Origin of the sequence: Microlunatus sagamiharensis (assembly GCF_900105785.1) — a bacterium.
Classification (GTDB): Bacteria; Actinomycetota; Actinomycetes; order Propionibacteriales; family Propionibacteriaceae; genus Microlunatus; species Microlunatus sagamiharensis.
The window spans coordinates 1,464,979-1,486,338 of the sequence record NZ_LT629799.1; the positions used below are offsets into that span (position 1 = coordinate 1,464,979).

Genomic DNA, 21,360 nt, shown 5'->3' on the forward strand with positions numbered 1-21,360 from the left:
CGTAACTCCGACCGCCTCCCCCCGAAGGCGGACGACCCCCGAAGGACTGCCCCATGACCGATCGAACCGGCCCACCCACCACCACCCGACGGGCCCTGCTCGGCACCGGCGCCGCGCTCGGCGCCGCCCTCCCGCTGCTGGCCGGGAACGCCCTCCCCGCCGCCGCCGACCAGACGTCGGCCGGCCTCGCGCGGGGCACCTCGCCCGGGAGCCGCTCGGCCTCGGCGGCCTTCGCGTTCCTGCGGGGCGTGACCGACGCGTCCGCCACGTGGGGCCCGCGCCTGGCCCAGAGCTACGACGACTCCCGGCTGTCCGACATCGGCTTCGTCTACGACAACGCGCTCACCTGCATCGCGCTGCTCGCCGCCGGCGACTGGACCCGCGCCCGCGCGATCGGTGACGCCCTGCTGCAGGTCCAGGACCGCGACCCGGCGAAGGACGGCCGGCTGCGGCAGGCGTACCACGTCGGTGCGCTCCTGAACGCCGACCAGACGCCGAACGCCGGGTGGGAGTACGGCTTCACCGGCACCGCGGTCGGCGACATGGCCTGGGCCGGCCTGGCCCTCGCCCAGCTGGCCCGGCGCACGAAGCGGCCGACCTACCTCGCCGGGTCGCGACGCATCGCGCGCTGGGTCGTCGAGCGCACCCGGTCGAGCACCGGGCTGGGCGGCTTCACGTTCGGCGAGACCGCCGGGCTGGAGGACCACAAGTCGACCGAGCACAACATCGACCTCTACGCCCTGTTCCGGCTGGTCGCGACCCTGACCGGGGACCGCTCCTGGGACGGGCACGCCGAGCACGCGCGGGCCTTCGTCCGCGCCCTCTGGAACGCCGAGGACGGTCACTTCTGGACGGGTTCCGACGACGGCGCGAGCATCAACAAGACGCCCACGCAGCTGCCGCTCGACGCGCAGACGTGGGCCTCGCTGTCGCTCGGGGAGCCGCGCCACCGCGCCTGCCTCGACTGGGCCCGGACGAGTGTCGCGACCACCGACACCCCGTTGCGCCCGAACTCCTCGCTGCGAGGCGCGTACGCGGTGTCCGGCGTCGGGTTCGGCAGCGGGACCTTCCGCACCGACGTCACCCGGCCCGTCGACGGCAAGGAGTGGAACCCGAAGCCGGACGACGCCGCCGTCTGGTTCGAGGGCACCGCCCAGCTGGCGCTCGCGCTCCAGCAGCGCGGCTCGTCCGACGACCGCGACCGCTCCCGCGCCCTGATGGACCAGCTCCGCTCGGCGCAGGACCGGCTCGGCGCCGGGCAGACCTACCACGGTCGTCGGATCGCCGGCGGGATCGTCGCGGCCTCGTCGCCGATGGACACCGGCTTCGGCTTCGACTACTCCCAGAACCTGCACACCGGGGCGACGGCCTGGTACCTGTTCGCGGCCATGCGGTTCAACCCGTTCCGCTTCTGAGGCGCCCGTGCGGGACCGGTGCCGGCGCCGGTCCCGCACGATCTCAGGCGGCGCGTAGCAACCGGCCGCGGTAGGTGCCGTGGACCGTCCGGGCGGCGACGACGAGCCACGCGGCGACCAGCGCGACGTAGAACGCGATCGCAAGCCCGGCGAACAAGGTCAGCCCGGTGGCAGCGGCCAGCCCTGAGGTGCCGGTGACGACCGTGCCGACCGGGAAGGTGAACGACCACCAGGTGAGGCTGAAGGGCAGCCCGGCGCGGGCCGTGCGCACCGTGATCGCCAGGGCGAGGGCGGCCCAGAGCATCGCGAAGCCCCAGACCGGCAGCCCGTAGACGAGGCCGAAGCCCTGGAACGCAGCCCCGTACGGCGCGGGCAGCAACTCCGAGGCCGCCGCGCCGAGGTTGTGGCTCGCGGTCACGGACTGACCCAGCGGGCCGAGGACGATCCAGAGCGTCGGCACGGCGGCCGCGGCGCCCACGTGGTGCTGCACGAGCCGGTCCCAGACCAGGGTGATGACGACCAGGCTGGCGATCGCGGTCAGCCCGAACATCGCGTAGCAGAGCACGAGCAGGGTCGTCCGGGCCTCGCCGACCGGCAGGTGGGGGAGCAGCAGCGGACCGGTGGCGGCGCTGACCATCGGCGGCACCACCGGCATCAGCCAGCCGCCGAAGGCCGATGCGGGACCGACCTCGTGCTGGGTGAAGGCGCGCAGCGTGACCGCGACGGCCGACCACAGCCCGAGCAGGGTGCCCGCCGTCCAGAGCACCCCGGCGAGGACGGCGGCCACGTGCGCGCCGACGACCGGCTGCCCGACGAGCAGCGCCCCGGCCCCGACCGTCAGCAGCGCCATCGCCGGCGCACCGTAGAAGTGCGCCATGACCGGGTCGGCCAGGTGGGCCCGCGCCGCCGCGGGGTGCCGCACCCGGTGAGCCGCGGTCGCCGCCCCGACGACGACCAGCAGCAGCGCGTCCAGCACCCACACGACGCGGGCTGCGTCCAGCAGCCCGGGGACGCGGACGGGGAGCGTGGCCGCGGCGTTGGCCACGATCCCGGTGCCCATGACCGAGGCGAACCAGTTGGGCGTGACGTGGCCGAAGACCGGACGCCCCTCGAGGTCGGCGAGGAACCGGCGACGCCGCAGCGGCGGTTTGGCGGGCGCGGTGCGGGTCAGGGTCAGGGCCATGCCTCCAGCCCGGGCCCGCGGGCGAGGTCCCGGTAGGTGCTCCTCTCCTGTCCATCCACAGGCCGCTCCTGTGGGCAGGGGTAGGGTCGCCCTGTGGCTCCGAGCGGACACCTGCCCGACCTCGAGTCGCTCGCCCTGCTCGTGGAGGTCTCGCACTGCGGCAGCATCGGGGCCGCGGCCCGAGCGGTGGGGGTGAGCCAGCAGGCCGCGTCCGAGCGTCTGGCCGGCGTCGAGCGGCAGGTGGGCGTGGCGCTGCTGCAGCGCGGCGCCTGCGGGACGCGGCTCACCGCGGCCGGCACGGTCGTCGTCGAGTGGGCCTCGCGGCTGCTCCAGGTGGCCGAGGAGGTCGACGCGTCCCTGACGGCGCTGCGCGCCGAGCGCGACCGCGAGCTGCACCTGCTGGCCAGCATGACCGTCGCCGAGCACCTCCTGCCGCGCTGGCTCGTGGCGTTCCGGCGCTCCGAGGAGGCCGCCCGGCGGACGGCGCCCTCGGTGAGCCTGCAGGCGACGAACTCGACCGGCGTGCTGCGGGGCGTGGCGGCGGGGGAGGCCGACCTTGGCTTCGTCGAGGGGGCGGAGCGGCCCGCGCAGCTGGCCTCGGCCGAGGTCGGCCAGGACGAGCTGGTCCTCGTGGTGGCCCCGGGCGACCCGCTGGCCCGGCGTCGTACGCCGCTCGCCCCGGCCCAGGTCGCCGCGCTCGCCCTGACCTCGCGCGAGCGGGGGTCGGGGACGCGGGAGGTGGTCGAGCAGGCGCTCGCGGCGCACGGGCTGACGGCGGCGCCGGCGGCAGTCGAGGTGTCGACGTCCGCCGGTGTACGCGAGACCGTCCGGGCCGGGGGAGCGCCGGCCTTCCTGAGCCGGCGCGCGGTCGAGGCCGACCTGCGGACGGGTGCGCTGGTGCAGGTGCGAACGAGCGGCCTGGCGCTCACCCGCACGCTACGCGCGGTCTGGGTGGGTTCGGCGCAACCGCCGGCCGGTCCGGTCCGTGACCTCCTGGCCGTGGTCGCACGCACGCCCTGAGCGGTGGGCGCTCGGCCGGTGCGTCCGCGGCCGCGTGAGAGGCTGGCGTCCATGCGGATCGGTGTCGACAGCTTCGTCTCGGAGGTCACGGACCCGAAGACCGACCACGTCGTCGGTCCGGCCGAGCGGATGGCCCACCTGCTCGAGGAGATCGAGCTGGCCGACCGCGTCGGCCTCCACTCCTTCGGCATCGGCGAGCACCACCGCCGCGAGTACTACGACTCCGCGCCGCCGGTCATCCTGGCCGCCGCGGCCGCCCGGACCCAGCAGATCCGCCTCGGCAGCGCGGTCAAGGTGCTGAGCGCGGACGACCCCGTCCGCGTCTTCCAGCAGTTCGCGACGCTCGACCTGATCTCCGGCGGCCGGATCGACCTCGTCGTCGGTCGCGGGTCGTTCACCGAGGCGTTCCCGCTCTTCGGGCTGAACCTCGGCGACTACGACGCGCTGTTCGAGGAGAAGCTCGAGCTCCTCCTCCAGCTGCGCGACCAGGAGACCGTGACGTGGTCGGGCCAGTTCCGGCCGCCGCTGGTCGATCAGGGCGTCTTCCCGCGCCCGGTGCAGGACCCGCTGCCGATCTGGGTCGGCGTCGGCGGGACTCCGCAGTCGTTCGTCCGCGCCGGTCTGCTCGGGCTGCCGCTGATGGTCGCGATCATCGGCGGCGAGCCGCGCCAGTTCGCCCCGCTCATCGACCTCTACCGCCGGGCGGGCGCGCACGCGGGCCACCCGCCCGAGCAGCTGCAGGTCGGGCTGCACGTCTTCGGCTACGTCGGCGAGAGCACCCAGGCGGCGGCCGACACGATCTACCCCGGCTGGCACAAGATGTTCACCGCGGTGTCCCGCGAGCGCGGCTTCGCCCCGCCCAGCCGGCCGCAGTTCGACGCGACCGCCGGGCCCGACGGCGCCTTCTTCATGGGCGACCCGCAGACCGTCGCGGACAAGATCCGCCGCATCGCCGAGCAGGTCGGCGGCGTCGACCGGCTCTCGCTGCAGATGACGAACCCGCTGCTGGCCCACGACGACCTGCTGCGCGGCATCGAGCTGCTGGGCACCGCGGTCGCCCCGCTGGTCGCCGACGTCTGAGGCCGACCCGGCCGCCCTGCCCGACGGCCGCCAGGAGGACGGTCCGGTCGCCGTCCAGCCCGCGGCCGAAACATCGGTGGAGCCACTGACCTTCGGCAGAAGCCGTCCGCCACGCCGGGACCGCGTGCTCGACCGCCTCTAGGACGCCCGCCGCCTCTGACCGGGGATCACGTGCGGGACCAGCTGCGCCGGAACCGGGTCGCGCCCGGGCCCACCGGCCTCGACCCAGCGGCCGAGCGCCTCGAGCTGGTCGTCCCCGACCCGTCCCAGCCACACCGGCCGCGCGCCCAGGACGCGGGCGGCGGGGGAGGGCTGCACGACGACGACGTTCGCCTCCTCGCACGGCCCCAGGCACTCCGAGCGGCGGAGCGACGCCCCGTGCTGCCGGGCCAGCGCGGCCACCCGCTCGAGCTGAGCGAGGTGGTCGTCGTGCGGGCGGGCCTTCGTCGTGCCGCAGCAGCAGCCGCGGCAGAGGGTCAGCCTCACCATCGCGCGGACCGCACGGGACGTTCGTGAGCGATGGTGTTCCTCCTGGTGACGAGACCGAGCCGGGTCGGTGACTCTACGTGACCGCCGACCCGCCCGGCCCGAGCACCGTCAGTGGAGACGGCTCCGCAGCCTGCGCGCCGCACCGCGGGAGCGGAGCACGCCGGCGCCGCCGAGCAGCGCGAGCAGACCGACCACGCTGACGACGATCGACGGCCCTCCGGTGCTGGCCAGGTGCGTCGAGCTCGGCGGCACCGAGCTGGACGGCGCGGGCGCGACCGTGGTCGACGTCGGGTCGCTCGTCGCCGACGCGCCGGTCGTCGCGCCGGTCGTCGTGCCGGACGTGGGCTCCGGCTTGCCGGCCGGGTCGGTCGTGGGCTCGGACGTCGGGTCGGAGCTCGGCTCGCTGGTGGGCTCGGACGTCGGGTCGGAGCTCGGCTCGGTGGTGGGCTCGGACGTCGGGTCGGAGCTCGGCTCGCTGGTGGGCTCGGAGCTCGGCTCGCTGGTGGGCTCCGAGGTCGGCTCGCTGGTGGGTTCGGACGTCGGGTCGGAGCTTGGCTCGGTGGTGGGCTCGGACGTGGGCTCGGTGGTGGGTTCGGACGTGGGCTCGGACGTGGGCTCGGTGGTCGGCTCGGTGGTCGGCTCTGACGTCGAGTCACCGGTCGGGTTGCTGGTCGGGCTGCTGGTCGGGTCGCCCGTCGGGTCGGTGGTGGCCCCCGGGCCGTAGACCCGGAAGGACGTCTGGCCGTAGGCCGGGGCGTATGTGTCGTCGCCGGTGTAGCTGGCGTACACGAAGTAGGCGTACGGGCTCTGCCCCAGCCCGGAGTCGGTCTCGCAGCTGGTGTCGGGCAGGGTGACGCGGCAGTAGGTGTAGTCGTCGCCCTCGAAGCTGACCGTCCCCGTGGCGGCCGGGGGCAGGCCGGTGACCGTGAGCCGGGTCGACGTCCCGACCGGGATGCGGTCGGGGTCGGCGCTGGCGACGAGGGTGGTCGGGAGCTTCTCGACGGTGAAGTTCGTCGTGGCGGACCCGCCCTCGGACAGGGTGGCCGTCACGGGGTAGTTGCCCGGCGGCAGCGTCGGCGCGGCGCACCGGCTGACCTCATCGGTCACGTCCGCGGTGCAGAGCGTCCGCCCGTCCCAGGTGAAGGTCACGGTGCCGCCGGTCCCGGCGGGGTAGCCGTACGCCAGCAGGTCGGGCGGATTGCCGTACGGGGTGGACTCGTCGCTCACGCTGGCCTCGAACGCGGTGTTGCAGGGCTTCGACTCGTTGATCGAGGTGGCCCCGTAGGCGGCCACGCCGGAGTCGAAGCGCTTGGTGACCTTCAGCGGGCCGTCGCCCTCGGTGGTCGGGACCTCGTCGAGGCTGTAGATCCCGCCGTCGTTCGCGGTGACGTAGACCAGGTCGCCGGAGGCGGAGATGCCGTAGGAGGACGGGACCGAGCCGAGACGGACGGAGGTGCCGTCGGGGTGCAGGCGGATCAGGCTGTTGTCCGGGTGGCCGTTGCCGTAGGTCAGCACCAGGACGTCGCCGTCCGGTAGCACGAGCAGGTCACCGCTGGAGGACTCGCCGGGCGGCAGGCTCGCTCGCGGCCGGGTCACGCCCGTCGCGGGGTCGATGTCGATCACCTGACCGCCGCCGGACCCGAGCAGGTGCCCGTCGGCGAGCTGGGCGAGGCCGTTGATGAAGGCCCCGTTGTCGAGCGGGACGGTGCGCACGTTCTTGCCGGTCTGCGGGTCGATCTCGACCAGGACGCCGAAGTCCACGCCGTAGAGCGTCGTCCCGTCGGCCGTGAAGGTGATGTCGAGGAACGAGCTCTCGAGCGGCACCTTCGTCACCCCGCCGTAGGGGTGTAGCGGTAGAGGTAGCCGTTCGGGGTGTTGTAGTAGATGTCGACCGGCGCGCAGCTGGGCGCAGCCGTCGCGGTCGACGGCGCGACGAGCACTCCCAGCACCGCCAGCACCGGCACCACGACGGCGGCCGTCAGGGCCCGGAGCAGACGCCGGGGAGCAGCGCCGGGGACGGCAGAGCCCGCCCTGAGGAGCCTGCGTGACGGACGCACGCGGCTCTCGACGACGGGTTCGGGGCAGGCGGCAGACATCGGGGGCTCCTGGCGAGGTGGGGTGGCTCCAGAGCCAGCCCCCGCTCGCTCCCCGGCCGCTTCGGGCTGGTGGGGAGAACCTGTCGTCGCTACCTTCGCGAACCCTCAGCGTGCGGGGTAGGAGAAGATCAAGACTTCCTCAGGATTGAAGGTTGAACCATCAGGTCCGCCGGAGCTCTCGGCCACCTTCGCCGCCTACCCAAGGTCGGCGCGGACGCCGACCCGCACGAACGTGCACGGGTCAGTGGAGGCGGCTCCGCAGGCGGCGTACGCGCAGGAGCGAGCCGAGGAAGGCCCCGGCCTCCAGCCGACGGTGCAGCAGGGCGTCCTCGAGCGCCGCGGCCACGGCCTCGCCCTGGCTGACGTCGCGCGACGAGCAGAGCAGGACGTCCATGCCGGCCCGGGCGGCGAGGACCCCGACCTCCGCATCCGTGCCGTACGCGTCGAGCGACCCGGCCTCGAGCGCGTCGGTGATCGTCACGCCGCGGAAGCGGAGCCGGCCGCGGAGCTCGTCCTGGATGACCCGGCGCGACAGCCCGGCGGGGCGCTTGGCGTCGAGCGCGGGGTAGATCGCCCACGACGCCATCACGAGGTCGATGCCGGCGCGGATCGACGGGACGAACGCGGCCTCGTCGACGCGCCGGAGCTCGCGCAGGCCCTGCGACAGCGTGACCGCGGTGAGGTCGGTGTTCGCCCCGGCGGGTGCCGCGCCCAGGCCCGGGAAGTGCTTCGCCGTCGCCGCCACGCCCGCGGCCTGCTGGGCCGTGGCGAAGCGCATGCCGAGGTCGCCGGCGACCTCCGGGTCCGAGGAGAACGACCGGCCGAACTGGTCGTCGAAGTTGCCCTCCTCGCGGTAGACGTCGACCACGGGGGCGAGGTTCAGGTTCATGCCGGCGGCCTTGAGCCCCGCGGCCGCGCCGCGTCCGGCCTCGGTGGCCGCGGCCTGCGGATCCGGCTGCTGGCCGATCTGCTTCGCCGAGAGGTACGGCTCCTGGTCCTTGAGGCGGCGGACGATCCCGCCCTCCTGGTCGGTCATCAGCAGCAGCGGCTCACGGATCCGGCTCTCGGCGTGCGCCTCCCGCAGCTGCGCGACCACGCCCGCGATCTGAGCGGTGGAGGTGATGTTCTCGCCGAAGAAGATGAGGCCGCCGACGCGGCCGGCGCGGATCAGCCGGAGCAGCTCGGCCGGCGGCGTGAGGCCCGGGTAGGAGTAGACGACCAGCTGCCCGACGAGCTGGTCGAGCGCCATGTCGCCGAACGCGGACGACGCGAACCTCGACGTCGCCGAAGCGGACGAGGTGGGTACGCCCGCGAGGACAGCGCCGGCCGCCACCGCTCCTGCGCCCGCGAGGGCGGTTCGTCGGCTGAACTGGTGCTCGGTCATGGTCGCCTCCGGGTCCTGGCGCCCCGTCGACGCCAGGTCCGACGTTCCATCGCTCGGCAATGCATGTCAAGCACCGCGGGCCGAGGATGGGTTGCGGCGCCCCTGGCGGGGGCGCCTCAGCTCACCAGGGGACAGGGCCCTCGTTCCCGACGAAGGTTCCGCTCGGGCCGTCCGAGCCGCTCGTCGCCAGTCGCACGATGATCTCCGCACCCTCCTGCACGGTATTCACCTTGACGCCGGCCGCGCGGAGCTGCTCCGCCGTCGGCAACCCCTCTCGAGGGGCGACGAAATCGGTCGCGGTGGGACCGGGTGACGCGGAGTTGATGCGCCAGCGCGGGAAGGCCCGCGCGTACTGGATCGTCAGCATGTTGAGCGCCGCCTTCGACATGGGATAGGCGAGCATCGACCACCGGGTGTGAGGGCCCGCGTTCAGCGCCAGCGAGCCGACGCCGCTGGAGACGTTCACGACGACCGGGGCCGAGCTCACCTCGAGCAACGGGGTGAAGGCGGTCAGCACGGCGGCGGCGCCGAACACGTTCGTGTCGAAGACCAGGCGCAGATCGTCGATCGTCGACTCAGCGGGTGGACGTTGGTCCCCGGCGATGCCGGCGTTGTTCACCAGCACGTCCAGCGCGCCGACCTCGTCCCGCAGCCGGTCCACCGCTGCGGCGATCGAGTCGCCGTCGGTGGTGTCGAGGAGGATCGGCGTCGCGCCGATCTCGGCGGCTGCGTCGGCCCCTCGCCGCAGGTCCCGGGCACCCAGGTAGACGGTGTGACCGGCTCCCACGAGGCGGCGGGTGACCTCGAAGCCGAGTCCGCGGGTAGCACCGGTGACGAGCGTGGTGGTCACGCGCCGCGGCTCTCGACCTCGACCTGAGCTGACGCCGGCGCGACAGGGGAGAGCGCCCGCTGCTGATCCTCGGGGATCCTGTCCTGCTCGCAAGCCTCGGGCACGGCGCAGACGTCGCCCTCGCACGCGGTGGCCATCGGGTCGCCTACGAGCACGAAGGGGCTCACCGCAGGGGTGCTCACCGTGCCACGCCCTCGGCGGACACCTGGTCGCGCTCGGCCCGGACCTGCCGCAGCACGTCGGTGAAGGTCTGGGGGTCCTGCGCCCCGGAGACGCCGTACTTGCCGTCGATCACGAAGAACGGGACACCCTGGATGCCGTACGCGGCCGCCTGGGCGACGTCGGCCTTTACGTCGGCGAGGAACGTCTCCGCCTCGAGGGCCGCGACGACCTCGTCCCGGTCGAGCCCGATCTCCACCGCGAGGTCGGCGAGCTCGGCGACGTGCCCGACGTGGCGCCCCTCGACGAAGTACGCCTTGAGCAGGCGCTCCTTCATGTCGAGCTGGCGGCCCTTGCTCTTCGCGAGGTGGATCAGCTCGTGCGCCTTGACCGTGTTGGTCTGGTGAACGTGCTCGTAGTCGAAGTCCAGACCGACGCTCGACGCGATGCCGGTGACCCGCTCCAGCATCTCCTCGACCTGGGTCAGCGGCATGCCCTTGCGCTCGCTGAGGTACTGGGTCGGTGTGCCCTCGTAATCCACCGGGGTGTCGGGGGAGAGCTCGAAGGAGTGGTACTCCACCTCGACGTCGCCGCCGAACTCCGCAGCACCGGACTCGAACTTGCGCTTGCCGATGTAGCACCAGGGGCACTGCACGTCGGACCAGATGTCGACCTTGACGGGTTCGCTCACGCTGCCCCAACCAAGGTCGGTGGAACGTGTATTCCCGTCGACCCACGGTCCGCAGGACGCAGCAGGGCGGTACGTAGAGTTTAGTGGTGTCGTTGAGCGCTGAGGACCTCGTTGGTTGGTCGCTCGTCTGAGCTCCGAGCTGCCGGAGGTGCGCGAGGAGGCGGCGGAGACGGTCACCGACTGGGAGCCGGCGATGACGGCTTTCCAGAAGCGCCTGGTCGTGAGGCTGCTGTCCCGCCGTCGACACGCTCGATCGCGAGGACACGAATGACAACGACCGGTTTCTGGATGCTCTCGCTGTCCGATGCCATCGAACTTGTCAGCGACCTGCTGCTCACGCTGACAAGTTCAGAGGTGGCGTCGATCTGGTTCCGTGACAGGCCTCGTGTCAGCGCACGGATTCTCTGACAGGCAAGTTGTCACTAGCCGGACGATCATGGTCTTAGGAGGGTCAATTGGTGAGTGCCGCAGGATCGGCCCAACCGAAAGGCGCTCCCGGCCCGGTCTCTACGGACAGTCGGCGACGGTCACACGGCGGCTGCCCAGGCGTAGCCCGGGGGAGTGCCTCCGACCGATCGCCGGTCGGGACCATCTTCAGGATGCAGGTAGCGACAGGGTCGTCAGCTCACGATGTAGGTCGTGCCCTCGGCACGGATCGCCTTCGGCACCAGCAGGCGGATTGTCCGCATCGCGATCCTGAGCTGCTCCATGGCGTCGACGACGATCGCGTGCACCGCGTCGGCATCCGCCTCTGGTTCGAGGGCCGCTCCGAAGACCGCGATCGACATGCTGCCGCTACTTACCTCGACAGCCTTCCTCCGGGGGGAACTGTGCGCGACGCTCTGCGGTCTGCGGCGGTGGTAGTCCATGCCCCGGCGCTCGTCGAGGTCTTGGAAGGCGCCACTGCGATACAGGACGCGGAGGGCCTCGACAGATCGGCTCATGAAGACGTTGGACGACGCCCGCTCAGCCTTGCCGAGGTCTCGGACCGAGTAGCGGTTCAGCGTGACCCATGCCTTCCGATCGTCCGACAGGGGCGGGAGACCACCGCTGTCGGGCCAGGCCTTGTTGATAATCACTGCAGCCGGGCGGTTGAGCAGCAGGAGTCGCAGCACGAGGTTGGTCACGCTGTGGACGGCGCCCAAGGTGAAGTAGGCAGCCGACTCCGCCATCGCCCGCTGGACCACACGCTGCTCTACCGCATCCCGGAGGCGCTTGGTGGCAACGAGGCGCTGCACGTCGAGCTCGAAGGTCCGAGCTAGGCCGGCCTGCTCGCCGATCGCGCCCATCAGCCCGTGCAGCTCGAGGATCCGGTTCGGCTCCCGCGGTGCCTTCCCGGCCCGGGGCTTGATGGTCCTGGTCTTCCCGTTCCGCGTAGCCGACCTGCGGAACGGGATCGGGTCGAACCAGTCCTGTAGCTCCACTTCGAAGCGGGACCCGAACTCGGTGTTGCACCTCTTGCAGGTGGTCGTCATTTCGATCCCTCCGAGCGCCTTCTGCGGCACGTGCTCTCTGGTGAGGAGGCGGGGGTCGAGGCAGATTGGGCAGACGGAGGTCCAGAATGGCCCGACGTGGGCGAAGGACATCGGAAAGATCGGCGCAACCAGGTCGAGTTGGCCCTCTCGACCGGAGGCGGGAGACGTGAAGTCGAGGGCTGTCCCGTCTGGGAGTTCAAGGTGCAGCTCCTGTAGAGCCGGGAGTCCGCGTGTGGCCGGTGCGGCTCGGCGCCCGCTCACCGCCGTGATCTCACTCGAGGTCGGAGGCCCGTCGCTGCTGACTGTCGTCACCCCAGGAGTTTGGGCCGAGACACCTGATCGGTCGCCACGGCGAGCCGGTGGGCGGAGCGAGGATCTTGTGAGATTTTCCGCCCGGGGGCAGCGTAGGCGCCCTGCTTTCGATGAGAAGGGTGTTGCGCCAGCGGCCCCGGTGTTGAGCGATCCGTTCGCGAGTTCCGATGGTGCGGAAGCCACACGGCGGTGTGCAGGGCGTCGCTCAGGCGCGACACCCTGGTGCGCGGTGACCGGTTCCACCTGCTCAGCACCTTCTCGCCCGGCTCGGGCTACACGCTGCACCTCGGCCCCAACGCCACGACCCGGGTGAACCCTCGCGCCCCCGCATCGGGCGGGCCGGTGTCCGGCCCGGTGGCTGCCTTGAGCAGTCGTAGGAGTCGCCCGTACCAAGTCCCACTCATCGGTCCCCGGCCGTCTCTCAACGGCGGGGTCCGAGGTCTCGCGTGCGGGGTGGGGTCTCAGGCGATGGCGACGAGACCGGCGACGCCGAGGGCGTAGAGGACCAGCACGACCAGGGAGTCGACGCCCATGGCGAGGATGCGGCGCCGAGGCCGGAAGAGCAGACCGAGAAGGTAGACGAGGGTGAGCAGAATGGCGAGCGCGGTCAGGTAGGTGTCGGCAGCGCTGGCCCGGGGCAGTACGGCTTGTCCGGAGATGACCGTGGCGACGAGGAAGAGCACGGGGAGGAAGGCGTTGCCGCCGAAGATGTCGCTGATGGCGAGGTTGTCGTCGCCCTGCTTGATGGACTGCAGCCCGGTGGCGATCTCGGGCAGCGACGTGGCGAGGGCGAGGACGGTGGCGCCGAACAGCACGCCGCCGAGCCCGACCTTGGTGGCGGCGGCGTCACCGGCCAGCTCGAGGACCGCGCCGGCGACCAGCGTCGCGAGGGCGGAGACGACGAACACGACGAGGGCCTTCTTGGTGCTCGCGCGGTGCTGGGGCGGGTTGCGGTGGCGGCCCTTGCTCGGCGGCGGTGAGCTGTCCGGGGCGCGCCCGTCCTCGTGCCAGGGCAGGCCGCGTCCGGCGCGGCGGACGAGCAGCAGCCCGAGCATCCAGATCACCACGATGAGGACGCTGCCGGGGGTGAGCCGGGCGATCAGGAGTCCTTTGGGAAGCTGGGTGCCGGCGACGACGACGGTCAGGACCGCGACCACGACGGCGGCTTCGACGACGAGGGTCAACGACGCGGCCCGGTGGGTGGGGGTCGTACGCCTTGGCCGCGTCGGCCGAAGACGTCGAGGACGACGAGGACGACGGTCTGCAGGGCGATCCCGCCGAGGATGTTGCCGACCGCGACCGAGACGTCGCCGGACGCGGCGGCGCTGACGGTGATGGCGATCTCGGGCAGGTTCGTGGCGACGGCGAGGATGATCAGCCCGCCCAGGGCGCTGCCGAGGTGGAAGTGGGCATCGATGACGTCGGTGCTCTTCGACAGCCGGACGCCGGCGACCCAGACGACTACCCCGGCGGCGACGAAGATCGCGACGAGGAGCCACAGTGGTCACGAGTCCATGGGTGCTTCACCTGTCGTAGGGGTTGTCTCGCGCCGCCGGTGCGAAGTCGGAGGTCGAAGACGCAGGTCGCTGCTGGCGGTCGCCTGCGCTGTCGGGGTGGACGAGCACGGGAAGAGTGCGCAGTCACCGGCCGAGCACCAGTCCGAGCGCGAGGCCGCCCGCGGCGAGACCGCCGGACACGACGACCGTGCCGAGCGCGTGCGTCGTGCCCGCGACCCAGCGTCGTTCCTCCACCAGCCGCGCCACTTCGAAACTCGCGGTGCTGAAGGTCGTGTAGCCGCCGAGCAGTCCGGTGCCGAGGACCAGCTGCCAGTGCGGGTCGACCAGGTGTCCCAGGGTGAGACCGGTGAGCAGTCCGAGCAGCAGCGACCCGGACAGGTTGATCAGGGTCGTCGGCAAGGGGTAGGCCAGGCTCAGCCGTTGCCGGAGCACGCCGTCAAGGACGAACCGGGCGGCAGCGCCGCCACCTCCGGCCACACACACAAACGCGGCGGCCAGGAGCCCGCTCACGCGGCGGCCGCCTGACCGTCGTCAACTGCGGTGCGCCGCGCCCGACGGGCCAGGGTGATCCCGCCGATCGAGGCGAGCAGCCCGACGACGACCGTGACTCCGGCGTACGCGGCCGCCAGACCGAGACGCTCGTGGCCGAGCAGGGCGGTGTCGGTGGCCAGCGCGCTGTAGGTCGTGAAGCCGCCCAGACCGCCGGTACCCAACCCGAGCCTCGCGCGGCGGCTCCAGCGTTCGTCGAGCGCCGGGTCGGCGACCTTCTCGAGCAGCAGGCCGAGCAGGAACGCACCGACGACGTTGATCGCGAGCGTCACCACCGGGACCCCGCCCCAACGCGGCACCAGGTCCTCGAGCAGCAGCCGCAGGCCGGTGCCTACGGCTCCGCCCGTGGCGACGAGGGCGATGTTGCTCGGTGTGAGGTGGACCGGGCGGGCACCGCTCGCGCCGGTCTCGGTCGTGGTCTCGGCTGCTTCGGCGTCGGGGTCGAGGGGCAGCTCGGGGAACGGGTCGTCGACGGTCTTCTTCGCCGGGTCCAGCTCAGGGGTCTCGTTCATCGACCGCGGTCCTTCCGCGGTGCCGCGCCACCGGTCGCGGTCGGACCAATCGGCACCACGACGACCGGGCGGGACTGGTGGTGGCTCAGGTGTGCGGCCAGCGAACCGCTGAAGAAGTCGTGCATGCTCGCCCGGACCCCGCCCTCGCGGCTACCCACCACGATCATCTCGGCGCCGACGACCTCCGCCAGCCTTCCCAGCGCGGCCCCGACGTCACCGGCGAGGCTGCGGAAGGTGACCTCGACGCCGGCCTCCCGCGCTGCGGCCTGGATCCGGACGGCCAGGTCGGGGTCGAAGGTTGCGCTGTCCCAGTCGGCTCGGTCGGGGTCGATGGGCCGTGACTCCACGGAGCCGTCCGGGTGCTCCTCGACCACGGAAGCCATCGGGTCGACCTGGGCGCACACCAGGACGGTGCCGGCACGTCGGGCGAGGGACAGGGCGACCTCGAGCACCTCAGGCGGCTGCTGCGACGTTGTCCCCAGCAGGATCGGGGATACGGGTGGGGTTTCGGTGGTCATCGCGCGTGCCTCCAGACGGGTGAGCGTCCAGGAGTCATCAGCCGTGCGGCGGTTCGAGGTCGCGACCTCCGGCGGAATCCATCGCCAGGGGACAACGTACGCCTGTCGCGCCGATCACTCCGGTCGGGCCACGAGGTCCGGACGCTCATGCGGCCCGCAGCAGGCGTCCGCGATAGACCCCCCGGGCCGTGCGCAGGGCGACGACGAGCCAGGCGGCGACGAGGGCGGTGTAGAAGGCGACCGCCAGCACGATGAACAGGTGGAGCCCGGTGGCTGCGGCGAGTCCGGAGGTCCCGGTGACGACGGTGCCGACGGGGAAGGTGAAGGACCACCAGGTCAGGCTGAAGGGCAGTCCCGTACGGGCGGTGCGGATCGTGACGGCGAGGGCGAGCGCTGCCCACAGCATCGCGAAGCCCCAGACGGGGATGCCGTAGACGAGGCCGAGGGCGTGGAACGCGGTCCCGTACGGCGCAGGCAGCAGGGCGGGTGCGGTCTCGCCGAGGTTGTGGCTGGCAGTGATCGACTGGCCCAGGGGGCCGAGGACGATCCACAGGGTCGGGACCGCGGCGGCGGCGCCGACCTTGTGCTGGACGAGCCGGTTCCAGATCAGGGTGATCATGACGAGGCTGGCGATCAGGGTGAGGCCGAACATTGCGTAGCAGGCGACCAGCAGGGTGGTACGGGCCTCGCCGGCGGGCAGGTGCGGGATCAGCAGGGTGCCGGTGGCTGCGCTGACCATCGGGGGGACGACGGGCATCAGCCAGCCGCCGAAGGCGGAGTCGGGCTTGACGTCGTGGTCGGTGAAGGCCCGGTAGGGCACCGCGACCGCGGTCCACAGCCCGAGCAGCGTCCCGGCCGTCCACAGCACGGCGTCCAGGGCGAGCGCGGGGCCGTCGCCGATCACCGAGCGCCCGACGAGCATCGCGCCCGCGCCGACCGTCATCAGGGCCATGGCCGGGGCGCCGTAGAAGTGGGACATGACCGGGTTGGCCAGGTGGGCGCGGGCGCTGTCGGGGTGGCGGACCCAGTGCACCGCGGTGGCCGCGGTGACGACGACGAGGAGCACCAGGTCGAGCGCCCACACGACCCGGGCGGCCTCGAGCAGGCCCGGCACGTGGACCGGCAGGGTGGCGGCGGCGTTGGCGACGATCCCGGTCCCCATCACCGAGGCGAACCAGTTCGGGGTGATGTGGCCGAACGCGGGCTGGCCCTCGAGCTCGGCGAGGAACCCCGAGCGGTGACCGAGGCGGGTCGGGCCCGTCGGGATCGGGGAGGTGGTGCGGGTCAGCGTCAGGGCCATGACGTCAGCCTGCTCGGTCCCGGCCGGCGGCAGTAGGGTCCCGTGCCCTGCCGATGCACAGGTGCCGCCTGTGACCGGGGGTAGGGTCGCCCTGTGGCACTGAGCGGACACCTGCCCGATCTGGACTCGTTCGCCCTCCTGGTCGAGGTCGCGAGGTCGGGCAGCATCGGCGCGGCCGCCCGGGCGCACGGGGTGAGCCAGCAGTCCGCGTCGGAGCGGCTGACGACCATGGAACGTCAGGTCGGGGTGCCGCTGCTGAGCCGAGGTGCCCGCGGGACGCGCTTGACCGCGTCCGGGGCGCTGATGGTGGAGTGGGCCGCGCGGATGCTGCAGGTCGCCGAGGAGGTCGACGCCTCGATCGCCGCGCTGCGCGGCGAGCGTGACCGCGAGCTGAGGATCGTGGCGAGCATGACCGTCGCGGAGCACCTGCTGCCGCGCTGGCTGGTGGCCCTGCGCCAGCAGCAGACGCAGCCGGGGACGGACCGCGGCACGACGTCGGTGAGCCTGCGGGCCGCCAACTCCGCGGAGGTGCTGCGTGCGGTGGCGGCGGGGGAGGCCGATCTCGGTTTCGTCGAGGGCGCCGACCGCCCGCCCGGTGTGAGCTCGACCGAGATCGGGCGCGACGACCTCGTGCTGGTCGCCGCACCGTCGGACCGGCTCGCCCGGCGCCGCACCCCGTTGACCGCGGCCCAGGTCTCCGGGCTGGCGTTGACGTCGCGGGAGCGCGGGTCCGGCACCCGCGAGGTCGTCGAGCAGGCCCTGGCCGTGCACGGGCTGACGACCGCGCCGCCGGCGGTGGAGGTCACGACCTCCACCGCGGTGCGGGAGACCGTGCGCGCCGGCGGCGCGCCCGCCTTCCTGAGTCGTCACGCGGTCGAGGCTGACCTGCGCGCCAGGACGCTCGTGCTGGTCAGGACCCGCGACCTCACCGTCAGCCGCCTGCTCCGCGCGGTGTGGGTCGGTGGCGCCGAGGCACCCGCCGGCCCCGTCCGTGACCTGCTCGCCGTCGTGGCGCGCACCCCGTGATCCCGCCCCAGGCTCGAGCCGCACGCGGTGCCACAGTGGGAGCCCCGACAGCCAGAAGGGACGGAGTGGTCCGGTGAGCGACGAGCACCTGGGCACGCTGACGCGTGACCTGCTGGCCAACGAGCGGACCTATCTGGCGTGGCTGCGGACGGCGGTCAGCCTGATGGTCGTCGGTCTGGCCGTGGCCCGGCTGCTCGACCCCGGGCACCTCGGGCCGCTAGTCGCCGGGGTGCTGCTCGTGCTCGTGGGTGCGGTCGGGGTGTTCTACGGGACGTGGCGGTTCCGGACGGCCGCGGCGCTGATCGAGCAGGGCGACATCGCCGGTCGTGACAGCAGCCGGGCGATGATGATCGTGTCGACGGTCCTGGTGGTCTCCGTGGCTGCGGCGATGGTGCTGCTGATCGTCCTGTGACCGAGGACCGCAAGAGCCGGACCACGCAGCATGACCACGACGAGAAGAGGGATGAGCCGGTGACGAGCTGGGGCAAGCGCGACGAGATGATCGTGCACGAGCAGGACCCGTTCAACGCCGAGGCGCCACCGGGGGTGCTGGTCGAGGCGTTCGTGACGCCGGTGAGCACCTTCTACAGCCGCAACCACGGCCCGATCCCCGAGCTCGACCCGGACGCCTGGTCTTTGCGGGTCGACGGTGCGGTGTCGCGGCCGCTGACGCTGACCCTGGCTCAGCTGCGGGCCTTCGAGGCCGTGACCGTGACGGCGACCCTGCAGTGCGCCGGCAACCGCCGGGCGGACCTGATCAAGGTGAGCGACATCCCGGGTGAGGACCCCTGGGGCCGAGGGGCGACGTCGACCGCCGAGTGGACCGGAGCTCGCCTCAGCGACGTCCTCGCCGCGGCCGGTCTCGACCCGGCGGCGCGTGCCGGTCACGTGGCGTTCGACGCACCGGACGTGTCCCAGCTCGCGGACCCACCGCAGCCGTACGGCGGGTCGGTACCGCTGGGCAAGGCCCAGAGTCCGGAAGTGCTCCTCGCGTGGGCGATGAACAGCGAACCGCTCACGCAGGCCCACGGCGCCCCGGTCCGGGTCGTCGTCCCCGGCTACATCGGCGCGCGCAGCGTGAAGTGGGTCCGACGCGTCACCGTCCAGTCCGAGCCGTCCGACAACTACTTCCAGGCCACGGCCTACCGCATCGTGCCGCCCGACGCCGACCCGAAGCAGGCCGGTCCCGGCAACGGCATCTCCCTCGGCCCGGTCGTCGTGAACGCCGCGATCCTCGCTCCCTCCGACGGCAGCCGGCGACCGGCCGGCCGCACCGAGGTCTCGGGCTACGCCTACGCGGGCGGAGACCGGACGGTCGCGCGGGTCGACGTGTCAACCGACGGCGGCAGCACCTGGGTGCAGGCCGACCTCGGCCGCCGCACCGACCGCTGGGCCTGGACGATGTGGAGCATCAGCGTCGACCTGGCCAGCGGCCCGCACACCCTCGTCGTCCGGGCCTGGGACGACGCCGGCGCCCAGCAGCCCGAGTCAGCCACCTCGCTGTGGAACCCGAAGGGGTACGCCAACACCTCGTGGGACCGCGTCGAGATCGTCGTCGACGCGGCGTGACACGTCTCAGCCGCCGAGGAGCCCGTTCATCTCGGTGATCTCGGCCTTCTGGGTCGTGACGATGCTCTGGGCGAGCTTCTTCGCGTCCGGGTTCTCGCCCTGGGCGAGCTCGGTCTGAGCCATGGTCACGGCACCCTGGTGGTGCTTGATCATGCCCGTCAGGTAGAGCCGGGCCGCGTCGTCGCCGCTGGCGTGGTCGAGGGCGTCCATGTCGGCCTGGCTCATCAGGCCGTCACCGGCGCCCATCCCGCCCATGCCCCCCATCGAGGACGGGCTGGGGTCCTGCCCCCAGCCGGCGAGCCAGCCGCTCATCTGGACGATCTGGGGTGCCTGCTCGGCCTTGATCCGGGTGGCCAGTGCGGTGACCTTCGCGTCCACGCCCTGCTTGCTCAACAGCATGTCGCTCATCGCGACGGCCTGCGTGTGGTGCGGGATCATCATCGTCGCGAACTGGACGTCCGCGTCGACGTGTTGGCCGACGGCGGGCGTACCCGCACCGGCGGGGGAAGCGGGCGCGCTCGTCGACGCGGTGGGAGCGGTGCTGGTGCCGCCCGGCGGGGTGGCGCCGCTCGAGCAGCCCGCGAGGACCAGGGCGGCCAGGACACCTGCGAGGGCTAGCTGCGTGCGAGACGTCATGAGGAGCCTTCTCTTGCGGTCGGAGTCGAGTGGGAGCCGCGATCGTGGGCACTGTGGTCGTGGGAGCCGTGGTCGTGGTCGCCCATGTCGTCAGGGTCGCCGCCCATCGCGCGCAGCATGGCGGGCCCGCCCGTCCGGACGAACCGGACGACCAGGAGGGCGGCGAGCAGCAGGAAGGCGATGTTGAGGTAGGTCGTGTAGTTCCACGACAGGTGCGTCGTCTCGACCCGCGCTGTCCGTTGGACGGGGACGAGTCCGGCGGAGCCGAAGAGGATCTCGACGACGTACCCGGCCACGACGCTGGCCATGTAGAGGACGCCCGCGAGCAGGGCAGCCGTCTTCAGGCCGTAGTACTTCCGGTAGATGACCAGCACGGGCAGGATCAGCAGGTCGGCGAAGATGAAGCTGACGACGCCGCCGAAGCTGATGCCGCCGTTCCACAGCACCGCCGCGAGCGGGACGTTGCCGATCGAGCAGACGAAGCTCAGCACGGCGACGACCGGCCCGACGATCGGACCCCAGACCTTCGCGAGGAACGGGTGGTCGACGAGGAAGAACGCCTGCCAGAAGCTGTCCGGCACCCACGCAGCGACCGCGCCAGCGATCAGCAGACCGATGACGATGTCGCGCAGGACGGCCGCCCACTCCATCACGAAGATGTGGCTGATCGAGGTGATGCCCTGGGCGGAGGTGAGTCGGCGGACCAGCGACCCGTCGCCCTGGACGCTCATGTCCATCGCCGCGTGACCCTCCATCGAACCGGCCAGCCCGCGGTCGGCCTGCCGATGCGCGGCCTCGAGCAGGCGCGGTCGGAGGAAGAACCGGAGCAGCAGCGCGACCACGATGATCATGACCGGTCCGCCGACGAACTCGGCCGCGGCGAACTCCCAGCCCATAAGCAGGATCAAGATGATGCCGAGCTCGACGACCAGGTTGGTCGACGCGATCTGGAACGCGATCGCCGCGGCGAAGCTCGCACCCTTACGGAACAGTGAACGGGCCAATGCCACGGCTGCATACGAGCAGGACGACGACGCCGCGCCCAGCCCGGTGGCGACGGCCAGCGACCGAGGGCCGTTCCCGCCCAGTAGCCGGGTGACCGACTCCCGCCGGACGACGGCTTGGACGGCGGCGGACAAGGTGAAGCCGAGGATCAGTGCCCAGGTGATCTCCCAGGTCATCGAGCCGGTCCGCTCGAGCGCGCGCAGGATCTGGTGCCCGGCGGCTGCGAGCAGGGTCATCGCTCGTCCTCCTCAGCCGCGCGGGTCATCGCGACCAGCTCGCGGAAGCAGTGGTGGCGCAACGGCTCCGGGAACCCTGGCGCGAGCCGGTAGAACACGACCCGCCCCTGCTTGCGGGTGGCGACCAGGCCCGCCGTCCGCAGGATCTTGAGGGCGTAGCCGACGGAGTCCTCCGTCGACTCCAGGGCGAGGGCGAGGTCGCCGACGCACAGCTCCTCGACCTCGTCGAGCGCGTACAGGATCCGGGACCGGACGGGATCGGCCAGCAGGGACAGCAGCGCAGCAAGCCGCCCGGCGTCGTCAGCGGACAACCCGCGTGCCCGTGCGTGGGCGACCCG

24 protein-coding genes and 1 riboswitch are annotated in these 21,360 nt (G+C 72.4%); of the genes, 6 read left to right on the forward strand and 18 right to left on the reverse strand.

Annotated features, from left to right (window positions below; all coding sequences use genetic code 11):
- Nucleotides 1-53 precede the first annotated feature (53 nt).
- A complete protein-coding gene (locus BLU42_RS06645) occupies nt 54-1,415 on the forward strand; it encodes a hypothetical protein (protein WP_091073781.1) in 1,362 nt (453 codons plus the stop codon).
- Between the two features lie 43 nt (nt 1,416-1,458).
- Here the strand turns inward: BLU42_RS06645 and BLU42_RS06650 are convergent, their stop codons facing one another.
- Nucleotides 1,459-2,598 carry a TDT family transporter gene (locus tag BLU42_RS06650; RefSeq protein ID WP_091073782.1) on the reverse strand — a complete coding sequence of 380 codons (1,140 nt, stop codon included), beginning with the start codon at nt 2,596-2,598 and terminating at the stop codon, nt 1,459-1,461.
- A 93-nt stretch (nt 2,599-2,691) separates the two neighbouring features.
- On the opposite strand from BLU42_RS06650, the gene BLU42_RS06655 reads away from it, so the two are divergent.
- A complete protein-coding gene (locus BLU42_RS06655; RefSeq protein WP_091073783.1) occupies nt 2,692-3,618 on the forward strand; it encodes a LysR family transcriptional regulator in 927 nt (308 codons plus the stop codon).
- A 51-nt stretch (nt 3,619-3,669) separates the two neighbouring features.
- A complete protein-coding gene (locus tag BLU42_RS06660) occupies nt 3,670-4,698 on the forward strand; it encodes an Atu2307/SP_0267 family LLM class monooxygenase (protein ID WP_091073784.1) in 1,029 nt (342 codons plus the stop codon).
- A gap of 138 nt (nt 4,699-4,836) precedes the next feature.
- Here BLU42_RS06660 and BLU42_RS06665 read toward each other — a convergent pair whose 3' ends face one another.
- From BLU42_RS06665 to BLU42_RS06725, 14 genes are all read right to left on the reverse strand, one after another.
- Nucleotides 4,837-5,187, reverse strand: a complete 351-nt coding sequence (locus tag BLU42_RS06665; RefSeq protein WP_091073785.1) for a hypothetical protein — start codon at nt 5,185-5,187, stop codon at nt 4,837-4,839.
- 108 nt (nt 5,188-5,295) lie between these two features.
- Nucleotides 5,296-7,020, reverse strand: a complete 1,725-nt coding sequence (locus BLU42_RS20520) for a hypothetical protein (protein WP_157719856.1) — start codon at nt 7,018-7,020, stop codon at nt 5,296-5,298.
- The gene (locus tag BLU42_RS06675) at nt 7,017-7,283 is read right to left on the reverse strand and encodes a hypothetical protein (protein WP_091073786.1); all 267 of its coding nucleotides are present in this window, start codon (nt 7,281-7,283) and stop codon (nt 7,017-7,019) included. The genes BLU42_RS20520 and BLU42_RS06675 overlap by 4 nt, the downstream gene beginning before the upstream one ends.
- Before the next feature lie 241 nt (nt 7,284-7,524).
- Nucleotides 7,525-8,532: a glycoside hydrolase family 3 N-terminal domain-containing protein gene (locus BLU42_RS06680; protein ID WP_197680647.1), complete on the reverse strand. Its 1,008-nt coding sequence runs from the start codon at nt 8,530-8,532 to the stop codon at nt 7,525-7,527.
- 256 nt (nt 8,533-8,788) lie between these two features.
- Complete coding sequence (locus tag BLU42_RS06685) at nt 8,789-9,517, reverse strand: SDR family NAD(P)-dependent oxidoreductase (RefSeq protein ID WP_091073788.1); 729 nt, start codon at nt 9,515-9,517, stop codon at nt 8,789-8,791.
- Nucleotides 9,514-9,684 (reverse strand): hypothetical protein, encoded by a 171-nt coding sequence (locus BLU42_RS06690; protein ID WP_157719857.1) that lies wholly within the window; start codon nt 9,682-9,684, stop codon nt 9,514-9,516. Before BLU42_RS06690 ends, BLU42_RS06685 begins: the two co-directional genes overlap by 4 nt.
- Nucleotides 9,685-9,695: 11 nt before the next feature.
- On the reverse strand, nt 9,696-10,367 hold the full coding sequence (locus tag BLU42_RS06695) for a DsbA family oxidoreductase (protein WP_091073790.1): 672 nt from the start codon (nt 10,365-10,367) through the stop codon (nt 9,696-9,698).
- Nucleotides 10,368-10,987: 620 nt separating this feature from the next.
- Nucleotides 10,988-11,953 (reverse strand): HNH endonuclease, encoded by a 966-nt coding sequence (locus BLU42_RS06700; RefSeq protein WP_091073791.1) that lies wholly within the window; start codon nt 11,951-11,953, stop codon nt 10,988-10,990.
- Between the two features lie 662 nt (nt 11,954-12,615).
- Nucleotides 12,616-13,338, reverse strand: coding sequence for a hypothetical protein (locus BLU42_RS06705; RefSeq protein ID WP_197680648.1), 723 nt, complete (start codon nt 13,336-13,338; stop codon nt 12,616-12,618).
- The gene (locus BLU42_RS21695) at nt 13,335-13,655 is read right to left on the reverse strand and encodes a hypothetical protein (protein WP_197680754.1); all 321 of its coding nucleotides are present in this window, start codon (nt 13,653-13,655) and stop codon (nt 13,335-13,337) included. The genes BLU42_RS06705 and BLU42_RS21695 overlap by 4 nt, the downstream gene beginning before the upstream one ends.
- Before the next feature lie 139 nt (nt 13,656-13,794).
- Nucleotides 13,795-14,181, reverse strand: a complete 387-nt coding sequence (locus BLU42_RS06710; RefSeq protein ID WP_091073792.1) for a CrcB family protein — start codon at nt 14,179-14,181, stop codon at nt 13,795-13,797.
- The gene (locus tag BLU42_RS06715) at nt 14,178-14,732 is read right to left on the reverse strand and encodes a fluoride efflux transporter FluC (protein WP_091073793.1); all 555 of its coding nucleotides are present in this window, start codon (nt 14,730-14,732) and stop codon (nt 14,178-14,180) included. The genes BLU42_RS06710 and BLU42_RS06715 overlap by 4 nt, the downstream gene beginning before the upstream one ends.
- Nucleotides 14,729-15,250, reverse strand: a complete 522-nt coding sequence (locus BLU42_RS06720) for a universal stress protein (protein ID WP_091073794.1) — start codon at nt 15,248-15,250, stop codon at nt 14,729-14,731. The genes BLU42_RS06715 and BLU42_RS06720 overlap by 4 nt, the downstream gene beginning before the upstream one ends.
- A 21-nt stretch (nt 15,251-15,271) precedes the next feature.
- Nucleotides 15,272-15,345, reverse strand: a riboswitch (Fluoride riboswitch).
- A gap of 50 nt (nt 15,346-15,395) precedes the next feature.
- Nucleotides 15,396-16,550 (reverse strand): TDT family transporter, encoded by a 1,155-nt coding sequence (locus tag BLU42_RS06725; RefSeq protein ID WP_091073795.1) that lies wholly within the window; start codon nt 16,548-16,550, stop codon nt 15,396-15,398.
- A gap of 93 nt (nt 16,551-16,643) precedes the next feature.
- Here BLU42_RS06725 and BLU42_RS06730 point away from each other — a divergent pair, with 93 nt between their 5' ends.
- The 3 genes from BLU42_RS06730 to BLU42_RS06740 all read left to right on the forward strand — a co-directional run bounded on the left by BLU42_RS06730 (nt 16,644) and on the right by BLU42_RS06740 (nt 19,145).
- A complete protein-coding gene (locus tag BLU42_RS06730) occupies nt 16,644-17,576 on the forward strand; it encodes a LysR family transcriptional regulator (RefSeq protein ID WP_231918477.1) in 933 nt (310 codons plus the stop codon).
- A gap of 73 nt (nt 17,577-17,649) precedes the next feature.
- Entirely contained in the window at nt 17,650-17,988 is a 339-nt protein-coding gene (locus BLU42_RS06735; RefSeq protein WP_157719858.1) for a YidH family protein, read from the forward strand.
- 59 nt (nt 17,989-18,047) lie between these two features.
- On the forward strand, nt 18,048-19,145 hold the full coding sequence (locus BLU42_RS06740; protein ID WP_197680649.1) for a sulfite oxidase: 1,098 nt from the start codon (nt 18,048-18,050) through the stop codon (nt 19,143-19,145).
- 6 nt (nt 19,146-19,151) lie between these two features.
- On the opposite strand, the gene BLU42_RS06745 is transcribed toward BLU42_RS06740, so the two are convergent.
- The 3 genes from BLU42_RS06745 to BLU42_RS06755 are packed head-to-tail and all read right to left on the reverse strand — an operon-like array spanning nt 19,152 to nt 21,333.
- Nucleotides 19,152-19,781 carry a DUF305 domain-containing protein gene (locus BLU42_RS06745; protein WP_091073797.1) on the reverse strand — a complete coding sequence of 210 codons (630 nt, stop codon included), beginning with the start codon at nt 19,779-19,781 and terminating at the stop codon, nt 19,152-19,154.
- The gene (locus BLU42_RS06750) at nt 19,778-21,022 is read right to left on the reverse strand and encodes a permease (RefSeq protein WP_091073798.1); all 1,245 of its coding nucleotides are present in this window, start codon (nt 21,020-21,022) and stop codon (nt 19,778-19,780) included. Before BLU42_RS06750 ends, BLU42_RS06745 begins: the two co-directional genes overlap by 4 nt.
- The gene (locus BLU42_RS06755) at nt 21,019-21,333 is read right to left on the reverse strand and encodes an ArsR/SmtB family transcription factor (RefSeq protein WP_197680650.1); all 315 of its coding nucleotides are present in this window, start codon (nt 21,331-21,333) and stop codon (nt 21,019-21,021) included. Before BLU42_RS06755 ends, BLU42_RS06750 begins: the two co-directional genes overlap by 4 nt.
- Nucleotides 21,334-21,360 lie beyond the last annotated feature (27 nt).

Coding starts and splice junctions, on each gene's coding strand:
- BLU42_RS06745 (WP_091073797.1), bottom strand. CDS start 19,781: ATGACGTCTCGCACGCAGCTAGCCCTCGCAGGTGTCCTGGCCGCCCTG.
- BLU42_RS06750 (WP_091073798.1), bottom strand. CDS start 21,022: ATGACCCTGCTCGCAGCCGCCGGGCACCAGATCCTGCGCGCGCTCGAG.
- BLU42_RS06650 (WP_091073782.1), bottom strand. CDS start 2,598: ATGGCCCTGACCCTGACCCGCACCGCGCCCGCCAAACCGCCGCTGCGG.
- BLU42_RS06645 (WP_091073781.1), top strand. CDS start 54: ATGACCGATCGAACCGGCCCACCCACCACCACCCGACGGGCCCTGCTC.
- BLU42_RS06680 (WP_197680647.1), bottom strand. CDS start 8,532: ATGGCGCTCGACCAGCTCGTCGGGCAGCTGGTCGTCTACTCCTACCCG.
- BLU42_RS06665 (WP_091073785.1), bottom strand. CDS start 5,187: ATGGTGAGGCTGACCCTCTGCCGCGGCTGCTGCTGCGGCACGACGAAG.
- BLU42_RS06700 (WP_091073791.1), bottom strand. CDS start 11,953: ATGTCCTTCGCCCACGTCGGGCCATTCTGGACCTCCGTCTGCCCAATC.
- BLU42_RS06675 (WP_091073786.1), bottom strand. CDS start 7,283: ATGTCTGCCGCCTGCCCCGAACCCGTCGTCGAGAGCCGCGTGCGTCCG.
- BLU42_RS06660 (WP_091073784.1), top strand. CDS start 3,670: ATGCGGATCGGTGTCGACAGCTTCGTCTCGGAGGTCACGGACCCGAAG.
- BLU42_RS06715 (WP_091073793.1), bottom strand. CDS start 14,732: ATGAACGAGACCCCTGAGCTGGACCCGGCGAAGAAGACCGTCGACGAC.
- BLU42_RS06720 (WP_091073794.1), bottom strand. CDS start 15,250: ATGACCACCGAAACCCCACCCGTATCCCCGATCCTGCTGGGGACAACG.
- BLU42_RS06725 (WP_091073795.1), bottom strand. CDS start 16,550: ATGGCCCTGACGCTGACCCGCACCACCTCCCCGATCCCGACGGGCCCG.